The organism is Flavobacterium sp. (genome assembly GCF_029945805.1).
Lineage (GTDB): Bacteria > Bacteroidota > Bacteroidia > Flavobacteriales > Flavobacteriaceae > Flavobacterium.
In genome coordinates this window covers 18,620-35,760 of the sequence record NZ_JAQSDH010000042.1, presented here as the reverse complement: position 1 = coordinate 35,760, position 17,141 = coordinate 18,620, and the positions used below count along the sequence as shown (strand labels likewise).

Annotated in this window: 10 protein-coding genes; 2 read left to right on the top strand and 8 right to left on the bottom strand. The window is 34.4% G+C overall.

Features of this window, described 5'->3' with window-relative positions; genetic code table 11:
• Position 1: 1 nt before the first annotated feature.
• From PSU83_RS10915 to PSU83_RS10905, 3 genes are all read right to left on the bottom strand, one after another.
• Positions 2 to 2,281 carry a BamA/TamA family outer membrane protein gene (locus PSU83_RS10915; RefSeq protein ID WP_300589480.1) on the bottom strand — a complete coding sequence of 760 codons (2,280 nt, stop codon included), beginning with the start codon at positions 2,279 to 2,281 and terminating at the stop codon, positions 2 to 4.
• Positions 2,274 to 7,250, bottom strand: coding sequence for a translocation/assembly module TamB domain-containing protein (locus tag PSU83_RS10910; RefSeq protein WP_300589479.1), 4,977 nt, complete (start codon positions 7,248 to 7,250; stop codon positions 2,274 to 2,276). Before PSU83_RS10910 ends, PSU83_RS10915 begins: the two co-directional genes overlap by 8 nt.
• A 127-nt stretch (positions 7,251 to 7,377) precedes the next feature.
• Complete coding sequence (locus PSU83_RS10905) at positions 7,378 to 8,805, bottom strand: L-serine ammonia-lyase (RefSeq protein ID WP_300589478.1); 1,428 nt, start codon at positions 8,803 to 8,805, stop codon at positions 7,378 to 7,380.
• A gap of 156 nt (positions 8,806 to 8,961) precedes the next feature.
• Here PSU83_RS10905 and PSU83_RS10900 point away from each other — a divergent pair, with 156 nt between their 5' ends.
• Positions 8,962 to 9,729 (top strand): hypothetical protein, encoded by a 768-nt coding sequence (locus PSU83_RS10900; RefSeq protein WP_300589477.1) that lies wholly within the window; start codon positions 8,962 to 8,964, stop codon positions 9,727 to 9,729.
• 104 nt (positions 9,730 to 9,833) lie between these two features.
• Complete coding sequence (gene ytxJ / locus PSU83_RS10895) at positions 9,834 to 10,220, top strand: bacillithiol system redox-active protein YtxJ (protein ID WP_300589476.1); 387 nt, start codon at positions 9,834 to 9,836, stop codon at positions 10,218 to 10,220.
• A gap of 54 nt (positions 10,221 to 10,274) precedes the next feature.
• Here ytxJ and PSU83_RS10890 read toward each other — a convergent pair whose 3' ends face one another.
• The 5 genes from PSU83_RS10890 to thrA all read right to left on the bottom strand — a co-directional run bounded on the left by PSU83_RS10890 (position 10,275) and on the right by thrA (position 16,835).
• Positions 10,275 to 11,459, bottom strand: coding sequence for a hypothetical protein (locus tag PSU83_RS10890; RefSeq protein WP_300589475.1), 1,185 nt, complete (start codon positions 11,457 to 11,459; stop codon positions 10,275 to 10,277).
• A gap of 117 nt (positions 11,460 to 11,576) precedes the next feature.
• Entirely contained in the window at positions 11,577 to 12,866 is a 1,290-nt protein-coding gene (gene thrC, locus PSU83_RS10885; RefSeq protein ID WP_300589474.1) for a threonine synthase, read from the bottom strand.
• A gap of 24 nt (positions 12,867 to 12,890) precedes the next feature.
• Positions 12,891 to 13,382 (bottom strand): DUF2237 domain-containing protein, encoded by a 492-nt coding sequence (locus PSU83_RS10880; RefSeq protein WP_363319890.1) that lies wholly within the window; start codon positions 13,380 to 13,382, stop codon positions 12,891 to 12,893.
• Between the two features lie 9 nt (positions 13,383 to 13,391).
• Positions 13,392 to 14,312 (bottom strand): homoserine kinase, encoded by a 921-nt coding sequence (locus PSU83_RS10875; protein ID WP_300589473.1) that lies wholly within the window; start codon positions 14,310 to 14,312, stop codon positions 13,392 to 13,394.
• A gap of 75 nt (positions 14,313 to 14,387) precedes the next feature.
• Positions 14,388 to 16,835, bottom strand: coding sequence for a bifunctional aspartate kinase/homoserine dehydrogenase I (thrA, locus tag PSU83_RS10870; RefSeq protein WP_300589472.1), 2,448 nt, complete (start codon positions 16,833 to 16,835; stop codon positions 14,388 to 14,390).
• Positions 16,836 to 17,141: the final 306 nt, after the last annotated feature.

The following is a 17,141-nucleotide window of genomic DNA, read 5'->3' as shown; positions in this document are numbered from 1 at the left end:
ATTAAAACGGATAACCAATCGCTAAATTAAACACCAGATTATCACTTCGCCAAGGGCCGCTTGCAAAATTAACTTGATCAATTACCCAACGCTTTCCGTCCGGTAAATAAGGTTTTCTTAAAGGAAAAGCCAAATCGGTTCTAAGTACTAAAAAGCTGAAATCAAATCGAAGTCCGGCACCAACCCCTACAGCAAGTTCTTTCATAAAATCTCTTGTTAATTGAGATCCGGGTTTATTTTCATCTTTATTTAGCAACCAAATATTTCCAGCATCCATAAATAACGCTCCATTGATAAAACGATATATTTTGGCACGATATTCAGAGTTGAATTCTAATTTTACATCTCCCGATTGATCAGGGATAAATTGACTTGTTTGAATCGAACCATCATAGCTTCCCGGACCTAATGTTCGCGAACGGAAGGCTCGCAAACTATTGGTACCTCCAATAAAGAATTGTTTACTGAACGGAATCAAATCGGAATTTCCATAGGCAAAACCTGCTCCAACAATAATTCTACTTTTTAGCTCTGAATTTTTACTGAATCTATACGTGTGTTTGAATTCGTTTTGTACTTTGATAAATTGACTGAATGGAATTCCCAAAACTTTTATTGTATCTCCTTTTTTGATGTCTGCACCCACAGCTAATCCGTAAATGTTTCCAGAAAAATCAATTGCACCTTTGTAGTAAAAAGTATTTTTCCTGTTTTTTTCCATTTCTGTATTGTAAGTATAGCTATAGGTTGGTCCAAAAATTAACTGTTTTGCAATCACATTTTTTAATGATGGATTTTCTAGTACTTGTTCCTTATACAAGGTTGTTATATTTGATGGACTCGCAAATGTGATTTCAGTGATGTTCAGCATATGTTCTTTACGAATGTTTTCCTTCCAAGCATAACCAAATGACGCTTTGAATGTCTGCAGTGAATACAGCTGTTTTCTGTTTTGGAATTCGTATCCAAGGGTTGTATTGGTTCTCGGAACATATCCACTAGAAGATTTAAATTTAAATGGAGAAATGAACCTAGGCCAAGTTAGGCTTGCTTCACCACCAAATCGATATACATTAAATCCGTTGTTTTTTCCGCCTAGTTGTACTTCAAGTCCACCAAAAGCAGAAACTTGAAGTAATTCGGCACCATGAAATGTATTTCGATTACTCCAATTTATTTTTAATTCCGTACCCGTATAATTGGCAGAATTAGTCTTTGCTAAGATTTCGATACGAATTGATTTTCGCGGAAGTGGTGTGAGATAGTAATACGCATCAAGGTAATTTCCGGTAGTATCAACAACTTTAAATTGATTTTTTACAAATTTGAATGTCCCCAAATTCACTAATCTGTTTAAGGATAGATTATGGTTTGTTCTGTTGTACAGATCATCTTTTTCGAAGTATAAAGCTCTATCAAAAATTCGAGGTTTGAATAAATTATTATTTCCAATAATGGCGTAATCCTTGTATTTTTCAACCTTAACCAACGAATCTTGATTCAGTGCATAGTTGGGATAGATAATTATCTTGTTGATTTTAAATGGTTTTTTTGCTTTATCTGGTGCTTCATCTTTTACTTTTAAGAATAAATCAACATCTCGTTTTCCCACTGTGCTGTCAACTTGAACCTTAAGATAATCTGCATTAAAAAAATAAAATCCTCTTTCTTTTAAAAGTAAATCAAGCCTGATTCTTTCCGCTTTGATATTATCTAAACTGTAGGATTGCCCAACTTTAAGCAAACTTTGTCGCTTCATTTTTAGTATTTCTTGGCTAATTACGGAGGAATCTGTTGGAAATTGAACCGATTTAATTCTGTATTTTTGTCCCGTTGTTACTTTATATTTGGCCGTCACTGTTTTGCCATGTTTGGTTGAATCGGCGCTAGTTCTGGTGTTGTAGTATCCATTATTTTCAGAGTAGTTTTGTAGTAGTGCTCTATTGTATTCTAAATCAACTTGACTGAATAAAACGGGAGCTTCACCAAGACTGTACTTTAGCCAATGACGGAACCCTTTTTCTTTTTTTACATTTCCTGCAAGATTATATAAGAATAATTTAGGACGCATCCCAAGAAATGATTTGTTAGGAATAGGACGTAGTATTTCTTTGAGTTTACCTTGTAATTTTTTACGCTCTTTTCTAGAAATAGAATCTTCTTTTACCACAGTTACTTTACCACCTGTGTATAGCAATTCACCTTCAGGCAAGCCTTTTGTACCGCTACATGCGGCTACAAATAAAACAAGGAAAAGGATGTATAGAAAGTTCTTATTCATTTGATTTCTTTTTGGCTTTTGGCTTTTCAGCTTCTTTTTTTGAATGAAATAATTCTCTAAATTGGTTGTAATCCAATGTTATTACGAATCCAACTCCAGTTTCAATCACTTGACCCTGCAACGCTACTTGATACAAATTTTTTCTGTATGCGCGAAGTTTGTAACGACCGTCTTTTGACAGTTGGTATTCGGCCCCAATATCTCCCGCAATGTTATTCGCTTCTTTATTAGGTTGTTCCGGACCTTCGATTCCAAAACTGCTTCCAATAGTAACTTTCAATCTGTCATTCAATAATTTTTTAGATAAACCAACATTCAAATCGGTTTTATTTTCTTTCTGACCTGTTGTATAATCTTCTGAAGAGGCCAAATCGAAATTCAATTCAAAACCTTTAATCAAATTACTGGCAAAATTATTAAGCTGTTGCGACAATATTTTACTCGCACTTTCCCTTACTAAACCTGAAGCAGTTGTTCCTCCACTTTCACTTGAAAATGGATCTTCACCAATGAATCGACCTAATAAAAGCAAAGCGAAGACTTGTTTGTTCAATTCGTCTGGTTCTTGACGTAATTGTGCTAATTTAGCATCTGTTTTAGTGATGATGTCGCCAGAAACATTATTATTTCCTTCGGGTAAAACGATATTAAACGAAATACTTGGTTTTAGTAATTCACCAGTCATTTTCAATTCGGTTTCAAATGGAATTTTTTGTTTGTAGGTATTTCTTTCTTCAGGTGTTAAGGATGATAACTGGTTACTTAACAAATCAATTGGCGCTGCCTCAATCTTATAAATCGCAGTAATATTTACATCAGCTGTCGTTGGTTCACCTGTCCAAAGAATATAGCTTCCGTTTTTGATATCAAATTTTCTTTTAATAAGATTAAAACTCATTTCATAACTACCTTCTGAAAGTTCGTAGCGTCCAGTTAAAGAAGTTTTTCCCGATGGATCAATTCCACCAGATAATTGCGCTTCACCTTTTAATTTTAAATAATCTCCATTTGCTTTATCAATAACTAAGGACAATTCGGCCTCTTTATCCACCTCAATAGTAACCGAAGCATTGATTCCTTTAATTTCAGTCTCACTTAGTGTTTCATCAAGCGAAACAGTGGTTGTGAATAACTTTGGTTGATCTTGATCGATAAACTCGACAATTCCTTCTCTATCAGCAATGGACGGATCATCTTGAGGTAAAACTATAGTGAACTTTGTGTCTTTGTTTATTTTGACAGTACCTTCAACTATTGGGCTGTTCAGTGTACCTTTAACTAGTAAATGATTGTCTAAAAACAATTGACCATAAAAAGTATCATTGTCTTTCGCTTTAGAATTTACAGCTTTAAAATTGTCAGCATCAACAGTCAGGTCAAATCCTAAATTAGCATAGTCCTGATTATTAATGTTTCCGTTAATAGTCAAATCATTATTTAATTCATCTTTAATTGTAAAGTTGTCAAGATGAATACCGTTTTCACTAAAAACCAGCTTATCATTCATAGATTTGAATTTGCCGTTTAGTTTTGTGGCTTTAAATCCGACGTCATTAAATTTCAATTCTCCAAGTAATTTTGGATTATTCAATTTTCCTGCAATCTTGAACTGTCCATTTAAATATCCAGCTCCGTCCGTAATATTATCCATTGAAAATCCCTGAATGCTCTTAATATTTAATTTTTGAATGTCCAGATTCATATTCAAATTATCTTTATTTGCGCTGTAAGTTCCGTCTAAATTCAACTGATTGTCTTCGCCAGTAAGTTCAATTTTAGCGGTATAGGTATTAGTAGTATAATTGTCAACATTCACATAGATTGTCCCCACAGGATTTTTCTTGAAAGCGAAATCTTCAATGGTAACATCAGCTGTAAAAAGGACTTTTGACATTAAATTTTTCAAAACTGCTTTGCCGTCGATGTTTCCATCTATTTGAATGTTTTTCAATTGAACAATATCCGTTAGGGTTTGAATCGCAAAATCTTTAAATTCGATGGCCAATGGAGGATTTGAACCTTGCGACTCCGATTGTAAGCTGATGCTACTTCCGTCTTTACTCAATTCAAAATCATTAATATAAATCGAGTTGTTCGCCAAACGGATTTTGTTCTCTTCTGAAAGTAACCATTTGTCGTAATTCAACAATAATTTCTGAGGATCAAGTGCAATCTCATCGCCACCATTTTTTGACTGTAAATTTCCAGCAATCTGATAACGATCCTTGTTTTTTAAATCTTTAATCAACAAGGTATACTCTAAAACATTATCTGCTAATTGGCCACTGAGACTTGTTTTTGGAAGCTCAATCGTTGTATTTTTAATTTGATCAACACTTAAGTTGTAAAGAAGAGCATTGTCTTTTTTATCAATTTTAATTACAGCATTTGCCATTGTATTTGCACCATAAACCAATTTTGGAATAGTTCCATTTACAGCAATAGTATCGTTGATAGAATTATATCTTCCAGTAATTGCAATAGGCTCCAAATTTTTCAATTCCGGAAAAATTTTAAGTAGGATAGGAGTACTTTTTACATTTACTTTAAAAGCTAATTGCTGTTTGCCATATGGAACATTTTTGGAACCCGTTTTTAAATTATAATAATTCGAAATGCTATTTTTAATAGAATTTGCAATAGTAGATAATTGATATTTTCCAACAAACTCAGCATCTAAGAATTGAGATTTAAGAACAATTGAATTTTTTTCAGATGTTGAAACGGCTACGACATTTATAGAATCGGTAACAAACTGATCTTTTTCTGTAGCAATTATTAAATTGTGAATACTAGCTTTTCCGTTAAGATAATCTATGTTTCCAGATTGTATGTCAGCATCCAAAACACCGCGTATTTTAAGCGGACCTGCGTGAAGGTTCAGTTTATTCAAGTCGGCAATATCCACATTCAACTGAATTTTTCCTTTTGGATATTTATCTTTAAAACTGCCGCTTGAAACCAAATCAAATTTCAAATTCGGATCTTGAATAGTAGCATTAGCATTAAAAACACCATTATTTATTTTGCCGTCAAGAACTAAATGTTGATACGTGTAGTTATTAAAATTAGCTTTTACAATAGTTGCGTCCACCATTGCGTTCGCAGTTTTTGAATCAAACCCGGTTCCTTTTATTTTTGTTTTGAGCGTTATCTTGCCAATAGAATCGTTTTTGATTAAGCGACCCAAGTCAAAATTATCTAGCGTAGCATCAAAATTGTATTTTTCGCCATTCTTAACTCTTCGGTCCAAATTGCCACTAATTTTTGCATTTCCAGAGGTTGTGGTTAGATTCAAATTGGTATTAAAGTTTGTAATTGTTCCTTTAAAAGTTCCTTTAGCCGTGAAGTTTGCAGGTAATTGTAGGGTGTTTGGAATCGTATTTTTAGGTATAAAACTATAAACATCTTTGGCGGTCGATTGTAAATTTTTAATATTTAAATTGAAATAGGCTTTTTCGAAGTCGGGTAAACCCACAATCTGTCCACTCACATTTACTTTTGTTGCTCCAATGCCACTAACTTGAAGATTTGGGATATTCAATTTATTCAATTTTCCCGAAATTTTAGTATCCAAAAGAACGATCGCGTTCGGATTGTCTTTAAACGGATTATTTTTTAAAAGTTCAGGCGCAAAAAATACTATATCCTTAAAACCAATCCTGCTTTGGTTTAGATTGGCGTTCATTGTAAGTGCACCAGGATTTTTTGAAAGTGACGCTATCGAAGGATACTCTATAGTGATTTCATTGCGTAAAGTGGTTTGCGGTGTTTTTAAATATAAGTCTTTTAGAAACGCATTCTTTTGTCCGTAGTAAAAAGTAGTTTTAAGTGATTCTACTTTAAATCCGCTCTTTTCTTCGACTTTCAAAGCATTGATTTTTCCGGATATTACTTCTGAATCGTATGCGATTTTATTAGCATCCAAGTTAAAATTGGTAATGTCTAAATGCCCGTAGTCGATGCCCTTTTGCACCGCTTTTCCATTGGCATCATCAAATTTGAAGTTGACATTTTCGAAAGCAACTTCGTTTGCTTTTATTTTCCAATTATTTGATTTAGAGTTAGATGGATTAGTATTAGTTTCTTTAAGAATTTCACCCAAACTTAAAGCACCTTTAGCATCGGATAATTCTAATTTATCTAAGTCAATTACATTATTTTTAAGGTCGAAATTATTGACTTTCACCAATAGTTTTTTCAACTCTAGATTTGTTGCCAACTTTGCTTCGTCATCCTGATAATCCAGTTGGATTTTCGACAAATCAATGGTGCCAAATTTTAGCTTTACGTCAGGACTTTTTGCCTTTGCGTTGGATGAAATTGGGTTATTCTGAGCAATTCCTTTTTTGTATGATAATTGCGAGCCTTCAATTTTAATTTGGGGAACTTCAAAATTCATTTGGTTCAGATCGAAAGTTTTTATTCTCGTATCCAAATGAACAAGATTCATTTTTATGTTGTTTTTTGAATAGTCATCGGCGTACTTAATTCTGATATTGTTCAATTCTACTTTGTCAATAGAAAATTCCATCGGCGGAGAAGTGCTTTTCTTTTTTTGCGACGCAAAGGCTTTGATGATATAATCAAAATTGAATTCTCCCTGTGAATTTCGTTCAACTTTAGCCGCTATATCTTCTAGTTCAACAAATTTAATATCAACTTTGTTGTTCAATAATCCGTACATGTCGAGGTTAACAGCAATTTTTTTTCCCCATAAAAGCGTATCTTTTTTTTGGTCTTCAAAATATACATTTTCAAGTGTGACATCTTTTGGGAAGCCGATGCGTACTCTACCAACTGAAACTTTTGTTTTGATTTTTGATTCCAAATAAGCAACGGCTTTGTCACTGGAATAGCGCTGTACTGCGGGAATTTGAAGCGCGATACTAACTAATAATACGAGACCTATTACTGCTAATAATATCCAAAGGATAATTCTGAGACCTTTTGTGAAGTACTTTTTCAAATCAAATAATATAGTTTAATTTAAATAAGTAATAAGCCACTCGTCATGTTTTACCTATTTTACTTCAAAGGTGAAATATTTATGACCTATAACGCTTATATAATTAAATTAAAATGTTATAGAATTTTTAACAATCTGCCATATTTACTGCTATTGCTAGTCCGCCTTCTGAAGTCTCTTTATATTTTGAGTTCATGTCTTTGGCCGTTTTCCACATTGTTTCAATTACTTTGTCTAAGGGAACTTTAGCATTTTTAGCATCAGTTTCTAAAGCTAATTCTGCTGCATTAATTGCTTTAATTGCACCCATAGTGTTGCGTTCGATACAAGGAATTTGTACTAAACCACCAATTGGATCGCAAGTCATTCCAAGATGATGTTCCATTGCGATTTCGGCTGCCATTAAAACTTGGTCTGAAGTGCCGCCCATTAATTCGCACAATGCTGCGGCTGCCATTGCTGAAGAAACACCAATTTCCGCTTGACATCCGCCCATAGCTGCAGAAATAGTGGAACCTTTCTTAAATATACTTCCAATTTCACCAGCAACCATGAGGAATTGTTTGATTTCCTTTTCGCCTGCTTGGTGATTTTCGATTACTAAATAATACATTAAAACCGAAGGAATTACACCAGCGCTTCCATTAGTTGGAGCCGTTACCACTCTTCCTAAAGCGGCATTTACTTCATTCACAGCTAGTGCAAAACACGAAACCCATTTTAATATTTGCCGAAATTTGACTTCAGTTTTTCGGATGCATTCTAACCATTCTTGCGGATTTGAGTAATTGGCCAATCCTATAAGATTTTGATGCATATCGAAAGCGCGTCTTCTAACATTTAAACCGCCAGGTAAAATACCCTCTGAATGACAGCCAATGTACATACATTCAAGCATCGTATTCCAAATGCGCATTAACTCGTGATTGATTTCTTCTTCCGTACGCATGGATTTTTCATTCTCATAAACGATTTCAGAAACCAATTTATTTTCAGTAATCGTATATTGTAATAGTTCTTCGGCATTTTGGATTGGAAAAGGAAAAGCACATTTTATTTTGGATTTTTTCTTCGCATTTTCCCGTTCTTCTTTGACTACAAATCCACCGCCAATAGAGTAGAAGGTAGAGGTATATTGGGTATCATCATTCAAAAAAGCAGTAAATGTGATACCATTTGCATGAAACGGTAGAAAGTTTTTATTGAAAATAATATCCTGTAAAAAGTAGAACGGAATTGTAGTTTTGTTGCCTAAATTGATTTCGTTTTTATTTTCGATACCTTTAATAATCCCGTCTATATCTTGCACTGGAATATATTCAGGATCTTGCCCGCTTAACCCCAGCATTACGGCCAAATCAGTAGCGTGACCTTTTCCCGTTAAGGAAAGAGAACCATACAAATCAACTTTAATGCGTGTGATATCAGCAAATAAACTGGCTGATTCGAGTTCTACTAAAAAACGTTCAGCAGCACGCCAAGGGCCAAGTGTATGAGAACTAGAGGGTCCGACACCAATTTTGAGCATATCAAATACGGAGATGCATTCTTCCATGTGCTTTATCGATTTAGTTAGGACAAATATAAAGTAAACAAATAAAGCTTTTAAAGAATAGAAGAATTAATTAGTATTAAAAAAATATCTACATAAAGTAGGGTAATTTAGATTGAATCTGTTTTATATTTACAACTTATAAAATTGATATTATTTATGAAAAACTTAAAAAAATTATTTGGAATCCTAGTAGTGTTCATCGCGGTAACTTCGTGTTCAAGTGACAGCAGCACAAGTCAAAACACAATGAAAATTTTAGCAAAAGCGACTTACACCAATGTAGCAAATAAAAGTGGTTCAGGTCAAGTTATGAATGCTGATGTTGTATTAACTAGTTTTACTATCAATATTAAAGAAATTGAATTCAAATTAGCTGAATCAGAAGGTGATGACAACAACGACAATAGTGGAAGTGATGATAATGGTCAAGGCGATGACAATCATGACGGAATGTATAATGGCGATGATGAAGTTAAGCTTAATGGTCCGTGGGAATTAAATTTGCTAAATCAAAGCGCTCCAATAACAACTGTAACTATTGCAAACGGGACTTACGAAGAAGTTGAATTTAAACTCAATAAAAGTTTAGTTAGTACTTCTCCAATGTATAACAAAACTGTTGAAATTAGAGGAACTATCAACGGAACACCTTTTGTTTTTTGGCATGATTTTGAACAAGAATTCGAAATTGACTACGATAACAGCGCTCAAAATTTAGTAGTAAACAATGGTTCTTTTGATTTGGTTTTTAACTTCGATTTAAATCAAGTTTTAAGTCAAGTTGACTTGAGTAGCGCTTTAGATGGTAATGGAAATGGCGTGATCGAAATTGGTCCAGATGATACTGATGGTAATAACGCTTTGGCTCAGTCATTAAATGATCATATTGAAGACGCAACCGAAATGGAAGACCAAGACGATTAAATAATTTAAAATTCTATATTTAAAAAACCATTCTATAACCAGAATGGTTTTTTTATCTTTGTAAAGAGTGAAACAACGAGTTTCACATTAATAAAAAGATAGTTATGAGTATTTTCGAGAAATTATTCGGAGGTGAGAATTCAAAACAAATGCCTGATGTATTTTGGAATTATTTAGAAGATATAGCAGAATTAGAGGCTATCAAAATAGAATCTTTTGAAAAACCGGTGGCCATTTTTAAACACAGCATCACTTGCGGAATTAGCAAAATGGCGTGGAATCAGTTTCAAAAAAACTATAACATTTCTAAAGACCAAATGAGTTTGTATTATTTAGATTTATTAGCTCGTAGATCCATTTCAAATGAAATTGCTTCGCGTTTTGGAGTAGTGCATCAATCGCCACAGTTAATTGTGATAAAAGATGGAAAAGCGATTTACCATTCTTCGCATGAAAATATTAATGCAACTGATTTAGAACGATTTATATAAAAAAGAAACCCGAATTACTAATTCGGGTTTCTTTTTAAATCTAATATCTAAATATTATCTTCTAATTTTATTTCTAACGATGATGTCTTTAAGCTTCGCTTTTAAGTCGTTACCGGTATCATAAACCATTTGTTCATTGCTCGGAAATGGAATCGCTCTTTTATTAAAGTTTTCATAATACGTTTCTTCCACTGCACGTTTATCCCCTTTGTATTTTGAATAGATATTCGAGAATACAAATTCGCTTGCTAAAGGGAATGTTTGAATAAGTTGGTTGGTTTGAAAATTAATATAATCCACTTTAGCTGTTACTTGACACGCTTTTATTTGTGAAAATTCATATACACTAACGCGAATCGTTTTCATATTATCCACTTTTATGGGATTCCCCAAACTGTCTTTCACAACGTTACCATTAGAATCTAAAAGGTTTTTTAAACCATCTTTCACTAATTTTTCCTTGTCAAATTGTTTTTCTTTAATTTGCTCTGGAGAAATATTGATTTCTCTAAAATTTACAATAAGACCATAATCATAGGTAATTCCTTTTTGACGGTTACTGTGATAAACCGTCCATTTATCGTTTAAACCATAAGTGCTGAAATCCAACAAGTCGTCTTGAAGACGTGTCGGAATCACCATATTGGTTTCGTTTTTGGTAAACACATTGACAAAATCAGTTCCTTTAAATTTAGCTTCTTCAATTAATTTGGAAACATCTTTAAAACCTGGATTTAAACTCTCTAAATAAACTAAATCATCATAAGCTCGGCGAAGAACCAACTTATCTTTATTAATTAACAAGGCTTTTGAATTGTCGTATAAGTATTTTGACAAGGCATTTTTGCTGCTTACAATTTGATCTGAATAATCATCGAATGGGAAAATAGCATCACGTCCTTCTTTTAATAATTTCAATGGTAAAAGAGGTCTTATTTGTTCTTGACGCGCATTGAGTTGAACATACGTGTTGTAAATTTTTTCTAAATTTTGGGGATTGGCATCCTTAAACCAAGTGGCGATATTGCGTAAATCACGCTCTTTAGATTTAGCGAACGCTTCTTCCAAAAGATAAACGTAGTCTTGTTTTCCTTTGGAATTTTTATTACCACGTAATCCGTCAACAGCATTGTTGATTGCGGCATCGTAATCGCCAGAAGTCACATAATTTCGGGTTTGTTTCACCCCGCAGGAAGCAACGATTAGGAATAGGGCAAGGAGAGAAGTAATTTTTTTCATGGTTTATTTAGATTAGATTAGCAAAAATAGAAAAAAACTGTTGCTTTTAAACGTAGTTTTTTAATGTTAAAAAAATCTAAACAATTTTAATGCCAAAGTATAAATTTTGAGTTTTAGCTATCGGTGCAAAAATGCTCTAAACTCTTCATAAGTTTTAATCTTTGTACTGACTTTTTCTTTGCCTAAAACACTTTCAATTTGTTTCGGAATGGGCAGTTTTAGATTTAATAATGGCTCAACCGTATCTAAGAATTTAATGGGATGTGCTGTTTCTAGAAATATACCAATACTGTTTGGTTTCTTTATCATTTCTTTTTTAAGTCCTAAATAACCAACTGCTCCGTGCGGTTCGGCAATGTATTTGGTTCTGCTATAAATGTCTTTTATCGCAATTTCAGTTTCAGTATCGGTAAAGGAATAGGAAGTGAAGTCTTTTTCAAATTCAGTTAAATCATTGTGATATAATTCCTGAATACGTACAAAATTACTCGGATTTCCAACATCCATAGCATTTGAAATTGTAGCTATTGAGGGTTTTGGATCGTAATTACCTCGTTCTAAAAATCTAGGAACGGTATCATTAGCATTCGTTGCAGCTACAAAGTGAGCGATAGGTAATCCTAATCGTTTTGCCATTATTCCAGCGCAAATATTGCCAAAATTTCCACTTGGACAAGATAGTATAATAGGTTTATTGTGTTTTTTTAATTGTTGGTACGCAAAGAAAATATAAAACATTTGTGGTAACCAACGTGCGATGTTAATTGAGTTTGCTGAAGTCAAGTTTAAGTGCTTCAGACTTTGATCTAAAAAAGCTTGTTTAACCATATCCTGACAATCATCAAAAACGCCATCAACTTGTAAAGCTTTTATATTTTGACCTAACGTAGTAAGCTGTCTTTCCTGAATATCGCTTACTTTTCCGGATGGATACAAGATGATAACTTCAACACCTTTTACACCCAAAAATCCGCTAGCAACAGCGCCGCCAGTATCGCCTGAAGTAGCTACGAGAACCGCGTTTTTTATATCTTTATCTCTATTGAAATAAGCCAAACATCTCGACATAAATCGACCGCCAACATCTTTGAACGCCATAGTTGGTCCGTGAAAAAGTTCCAATGAAAATACATTGTCTTCAATAGGAACGCAAGGAAAGTCAAAACATAAAGTATCGGCAATAATCCGTTTGAGTTCGGTTTCTGGAATTTCATCGCCGACAAATTGTTTTATCGCTTCAAAAGCAATTTCCTCTTGTGAGAGATTCTCAATATTTGCAAAGAAAGAATGGGGTAGTGGTGTTATAGTTTCCGGGAAATATAAACCTCGGTCTGGCGCTAAACCAGCTACAACGGCTTTTTCGAAACTAACTTTATGTGATTTATTATTTAGGCTGAAATAGTGCATAATTTGTAATGGGTAGTTATTAAATTATTTTACAACGTGTGACTTTAGATCATCCAATGACAGGTATTCTAATGCTTTTTGATTTGTTGCACTTAAAATTACTGGTGGTGCAACGCCAGCTTTTAAAGCTTCCTTCCATCGGTTAGCGCACAAACACCATACATTACCTGATTTCAAACCAGCAAAGCCATACATTAAATTGGGCGTAATTAAGTCATTGCCCTTTGCTTTTGAATAGTTTAAAAATTCGTCGGTCAGTACTGCTGCAACAACATGAATTCCGGTATCATTAGTGCCAGTTGAACAAAATCCATCTCTGTAAAATCCAGTTAATGGTTCTAAGCTTGCCATTTCTAAATCGGTTCCGAGTACATTTTTTTCCTGCTTCTTCATTTTGTTTTTCTGTAATTTGGAAATGTTTGTTTCTTTTGAAATCAAACAATTTTTCAACTGATCTTTATTTTGCCCCAATGTCATCGACGAGACCAATAAAAATAGTAAAATTGATTTGTTCATTTTGCTTATTTATAATGTTTTCACGCCTTGATCGTTTACTTTTGAGATATGGATATCAAAAGGAATTCCAGTTTCTAGGTAACTATTACTCATGCTGATTGCAACTTTCTCGGCGATGGTTTGTCCTTTACACAAGGCAAATATAGAGGGTCCAGCACCAGAAATCCCCGAACCTAATGCACCATTTGCCAGTGCACTGTATTTCACTTCATCAAAGTAAGGGATTAACTGTTTGCGCATCGGTTCAATAATAACATCTTGCAACGAACGACCAATTAATTCATAATCTTTTGTATATAAACCAGCAATTAATCCACCCAGATTTCCCCATTGAGTGATGGCATTTTTCAGAGATACTTCCGGTTTTAATACGGCACGTGAATCAGCAGTTTTCACTTCAATATGTGGATGTAAAACAACAGCATAAATTTCACTTGGACTTTCAATCTTAATCACATCTAACGGATTGTAACCACGAACAAGAGTGAATCCGCCGAGAAGACAAGGTGCAACATTATCCGCATGTTCGCTACCGCTGGCAACCACTTCGCCTTTCATGGCAAAATATACCAATTCTTTTCTGGTAAATGGGCTACCCATAAGTTCGTTGATCCCAAAAACAGCCCCGGCAGCACTGGCTGAACTGCTTCCAATTCCGCTTCCAGCTTTTATCTTTTTGTAGATTTCGATTTCAAAACCATATTCCGATTGTGTAGCATTCAATAAAGCTAATCCCGCGACACCCGCGACGTTTTTCTCTGTTTCTAAGGGTAAATCGGCACCAATTATTTTGGTAATTCTAATTCCTTTTTCGACTACTTTTCTAATAATCATTTCGTCACCGATGCCTTCAAGACACAATCCCATTACGTCAAATCCACAATTGAGATTGGCGATCGTGGCAGGGCAAAATATTTTTATTGTAGTCATAATGTTTAAAGTCTAAAGTCTAAAGTCCAAAATTGAAAAATACTTTTGACTTTCCAACTTTTGACTGTCGACTATTTATACGTTTCCAATTCGAATCACATCAGCAAAAATACCAGAGGCAGTAACTGCAGCACCGGCACCGGCACCTTTTATAATTAAAGGCTGGTCAACATAGCGATCCGTATAGAATTCGACGATATTGTCTTTCCCTTCTAGGTTATAAAACGGGCTTTCTTTTGGAATGAATTGCAGTCCAACAGATGCTTTTCCATTATCAAATTTGGCTACAAACTTAATACGACTATCTTTAGATTTAGCCTCGGCCAATAGCTTATTAAAATGATCTGCGTGCTTGGTTAATGATTTAAAAAAGTCTTCATTAGTGGTTGTGTCCATACATTCTTTTGGAAGGAAACAATTGTTTTCTATTTCTTCAATATCCATTTGGTAACCGCTTTCACGGATAAGGATTAAAATCTTACGAGCAACATCAACGCCACTTAAATCAATCTTCGGATCGGGTTCTGTAAATCCTTGAACACCTGCTTCTTTTACCACATCATGAAAATTGTAAGTCTCGCTGAAATTGTTAAAAATAAAGTTTAAACTTCCTGATAATACAGCTTGAATTTTATTCACTTTATCCCCAGAAGCAATCAAGTGTTTTAGCGTGTCAATAATTGGTAATCCAGCTCCAACATTTGTTTCGAATAAAAAAGGAGCATTGTATTTTCTGGAAAGATTTTTAAGGTTTTTGTAGTTGTTATATTCAGAAGAACACGCAATTTTATTACAAGTAACGACCGCAATATTTTCAGATAAGAATTTGTCATAGATTGCTGCAATGTCATAATTAGCCGTAATATCAACAAAGATACTGTTGCGTAAGTTGCCGTCTTTTACTTTGCTAATAAAGCTTTGTACGTTTGCTTTTTCGCCTTCAGCAAGAGCCGTTTTCCAATCTTTTAGGTTGATTCCTTCTTCATCAAAAACCATTGTTCTTGAGTTGGCCATAGCAATAACACGAAGGTTTATTTTTAGATTTTCTTTCAGGAATTTCTTTTGTTGGTTAATTTGATCTATGAATTTCTCGCCCACATTTCCAACGCCCATTACGAACAAATTCAACTGTTTGGTATTGTCTTCAAAGAATCGTTCGTGCAACGTATTTAGCGCTTTCTTAACATCTTTTTCATTGATAACCACCGAAATATTTCTTTCGGATGCGCCTTGAGCAATCGCACGAATATTGACGTTGTTCTTTCCTAAAGTGCTGAACATTTTTCCGCTTATTCCCTGATGGTTTTTCATACTTTCGCCAACTAAGGCAACGATGCATAAATCTTTTTCAACAATTGTCGGGTCAACTCTGTTTTGAGCGATTTCGGTTTCGAATGTTTTGTCAATTGCACTCTTTGCTCTGTCAGCATCAGCGTTTAAAATACCAATGCAGATGGAATGTTCAGAAGAGGCTTGAGTTATAAAAATGACGTTAATGCTTTCCTGCGAAAGTACTTCGAATAAGCGTTTGGAAGAACCGGAAACACCAATCATTCCTGAGCCTTCAAGCGTAAGCAACGCAATATTGTCAATATGCGAAATCCCTTTAATTGGGTTAGTAGAAGCGTTTGGATTATTAGAAATTAACGTTCCATAAGCATCAGCTTCGAAAGTATTTTTGATATAAATCGGAATACTATCTTTTAAAACGGGCTGAATTGTGGGCGGATACAATACTTTCGCACCAAAATGTGACAACTCCATAGCTTCCTGATACGAAATCGTTTCGATAGGTTGTGCTTGTTTTACAATTTTAGGATTCGCAGTAAACATTCCGTTTACATCGGTCCAGATTTCTAAAGCAGTAGATTTTACGGCTGCCGCAATAATAGCCGCAGTATAATCAGAGCCGCCACGACCAAGCGTTGTGGTGTTTCCATCAGTAGATGAAGCGATAAATCCAGGCAATAAAACCGCTTGATTGGTATTTAATTTGAAGAAGTCAGCAATTAGTTTATTCGTTACAGCAAAATCTACACTTGCCTTTCCGAAGTTAGAATTGGTTTTAATTAGTTCACGACTGTCTTTGAATGTTGAGTTGCTTACTTTCTGTTTTAGTGCCACCGCAATGATTTGTGAGGATAACAATTCGCCAAAACCAGCCACGATATCAGCCGTTCTGTTTGATAATTCCCCCAAAAGGTAACATCCGTCCAATAAAGTTTTTAGATGGTTGATTTCACGGTTTATGGTGTTGATGATGTCGCTTTGTTCGCTTAACGGAACTAATTCGTCTATAGCGTCTTTGTGCTTCCTTTCGATTTGACTTACGATATCTTTATAGCTTTTGTCTTTTGAAGAAGCTGTTTTTCCGGCCAGGATTAATAAATCGGTTACGCCACTAAAGGCAGAAACGACTACCGCTAATTTATCTTCTTTACTTTTGTTCGTTACAATCTGAATTGTTTTTGCAATATTTTCAGCATTGGCCACCGAAGTGCCGCCAAATTTTAATACTATCATTAGTTAATTATGAATTATGAATTACGAATTACGAATTATGAATTGTATGCTTTCTGTTGAAAGTCCATGAAATCGGATTATATGAAATGATTATACCCCAAATGGGGTTGTAGTTGTTGTGGTAACAACAGTCGTTACAGCTGTAGAAGCTGAAGTGGTAAAAGAAGGAATGTTGTTTTTGTTCCACATAATGTTTTCAAAAATACTATTTTTTGCTTACTAAAAAAGTTTTAACAGAAGTTTTGTGAATATCACAGTAATATGTAAAGTAGTTAAAAAAAATAAAGTTATTTCTAATTTAGAGTC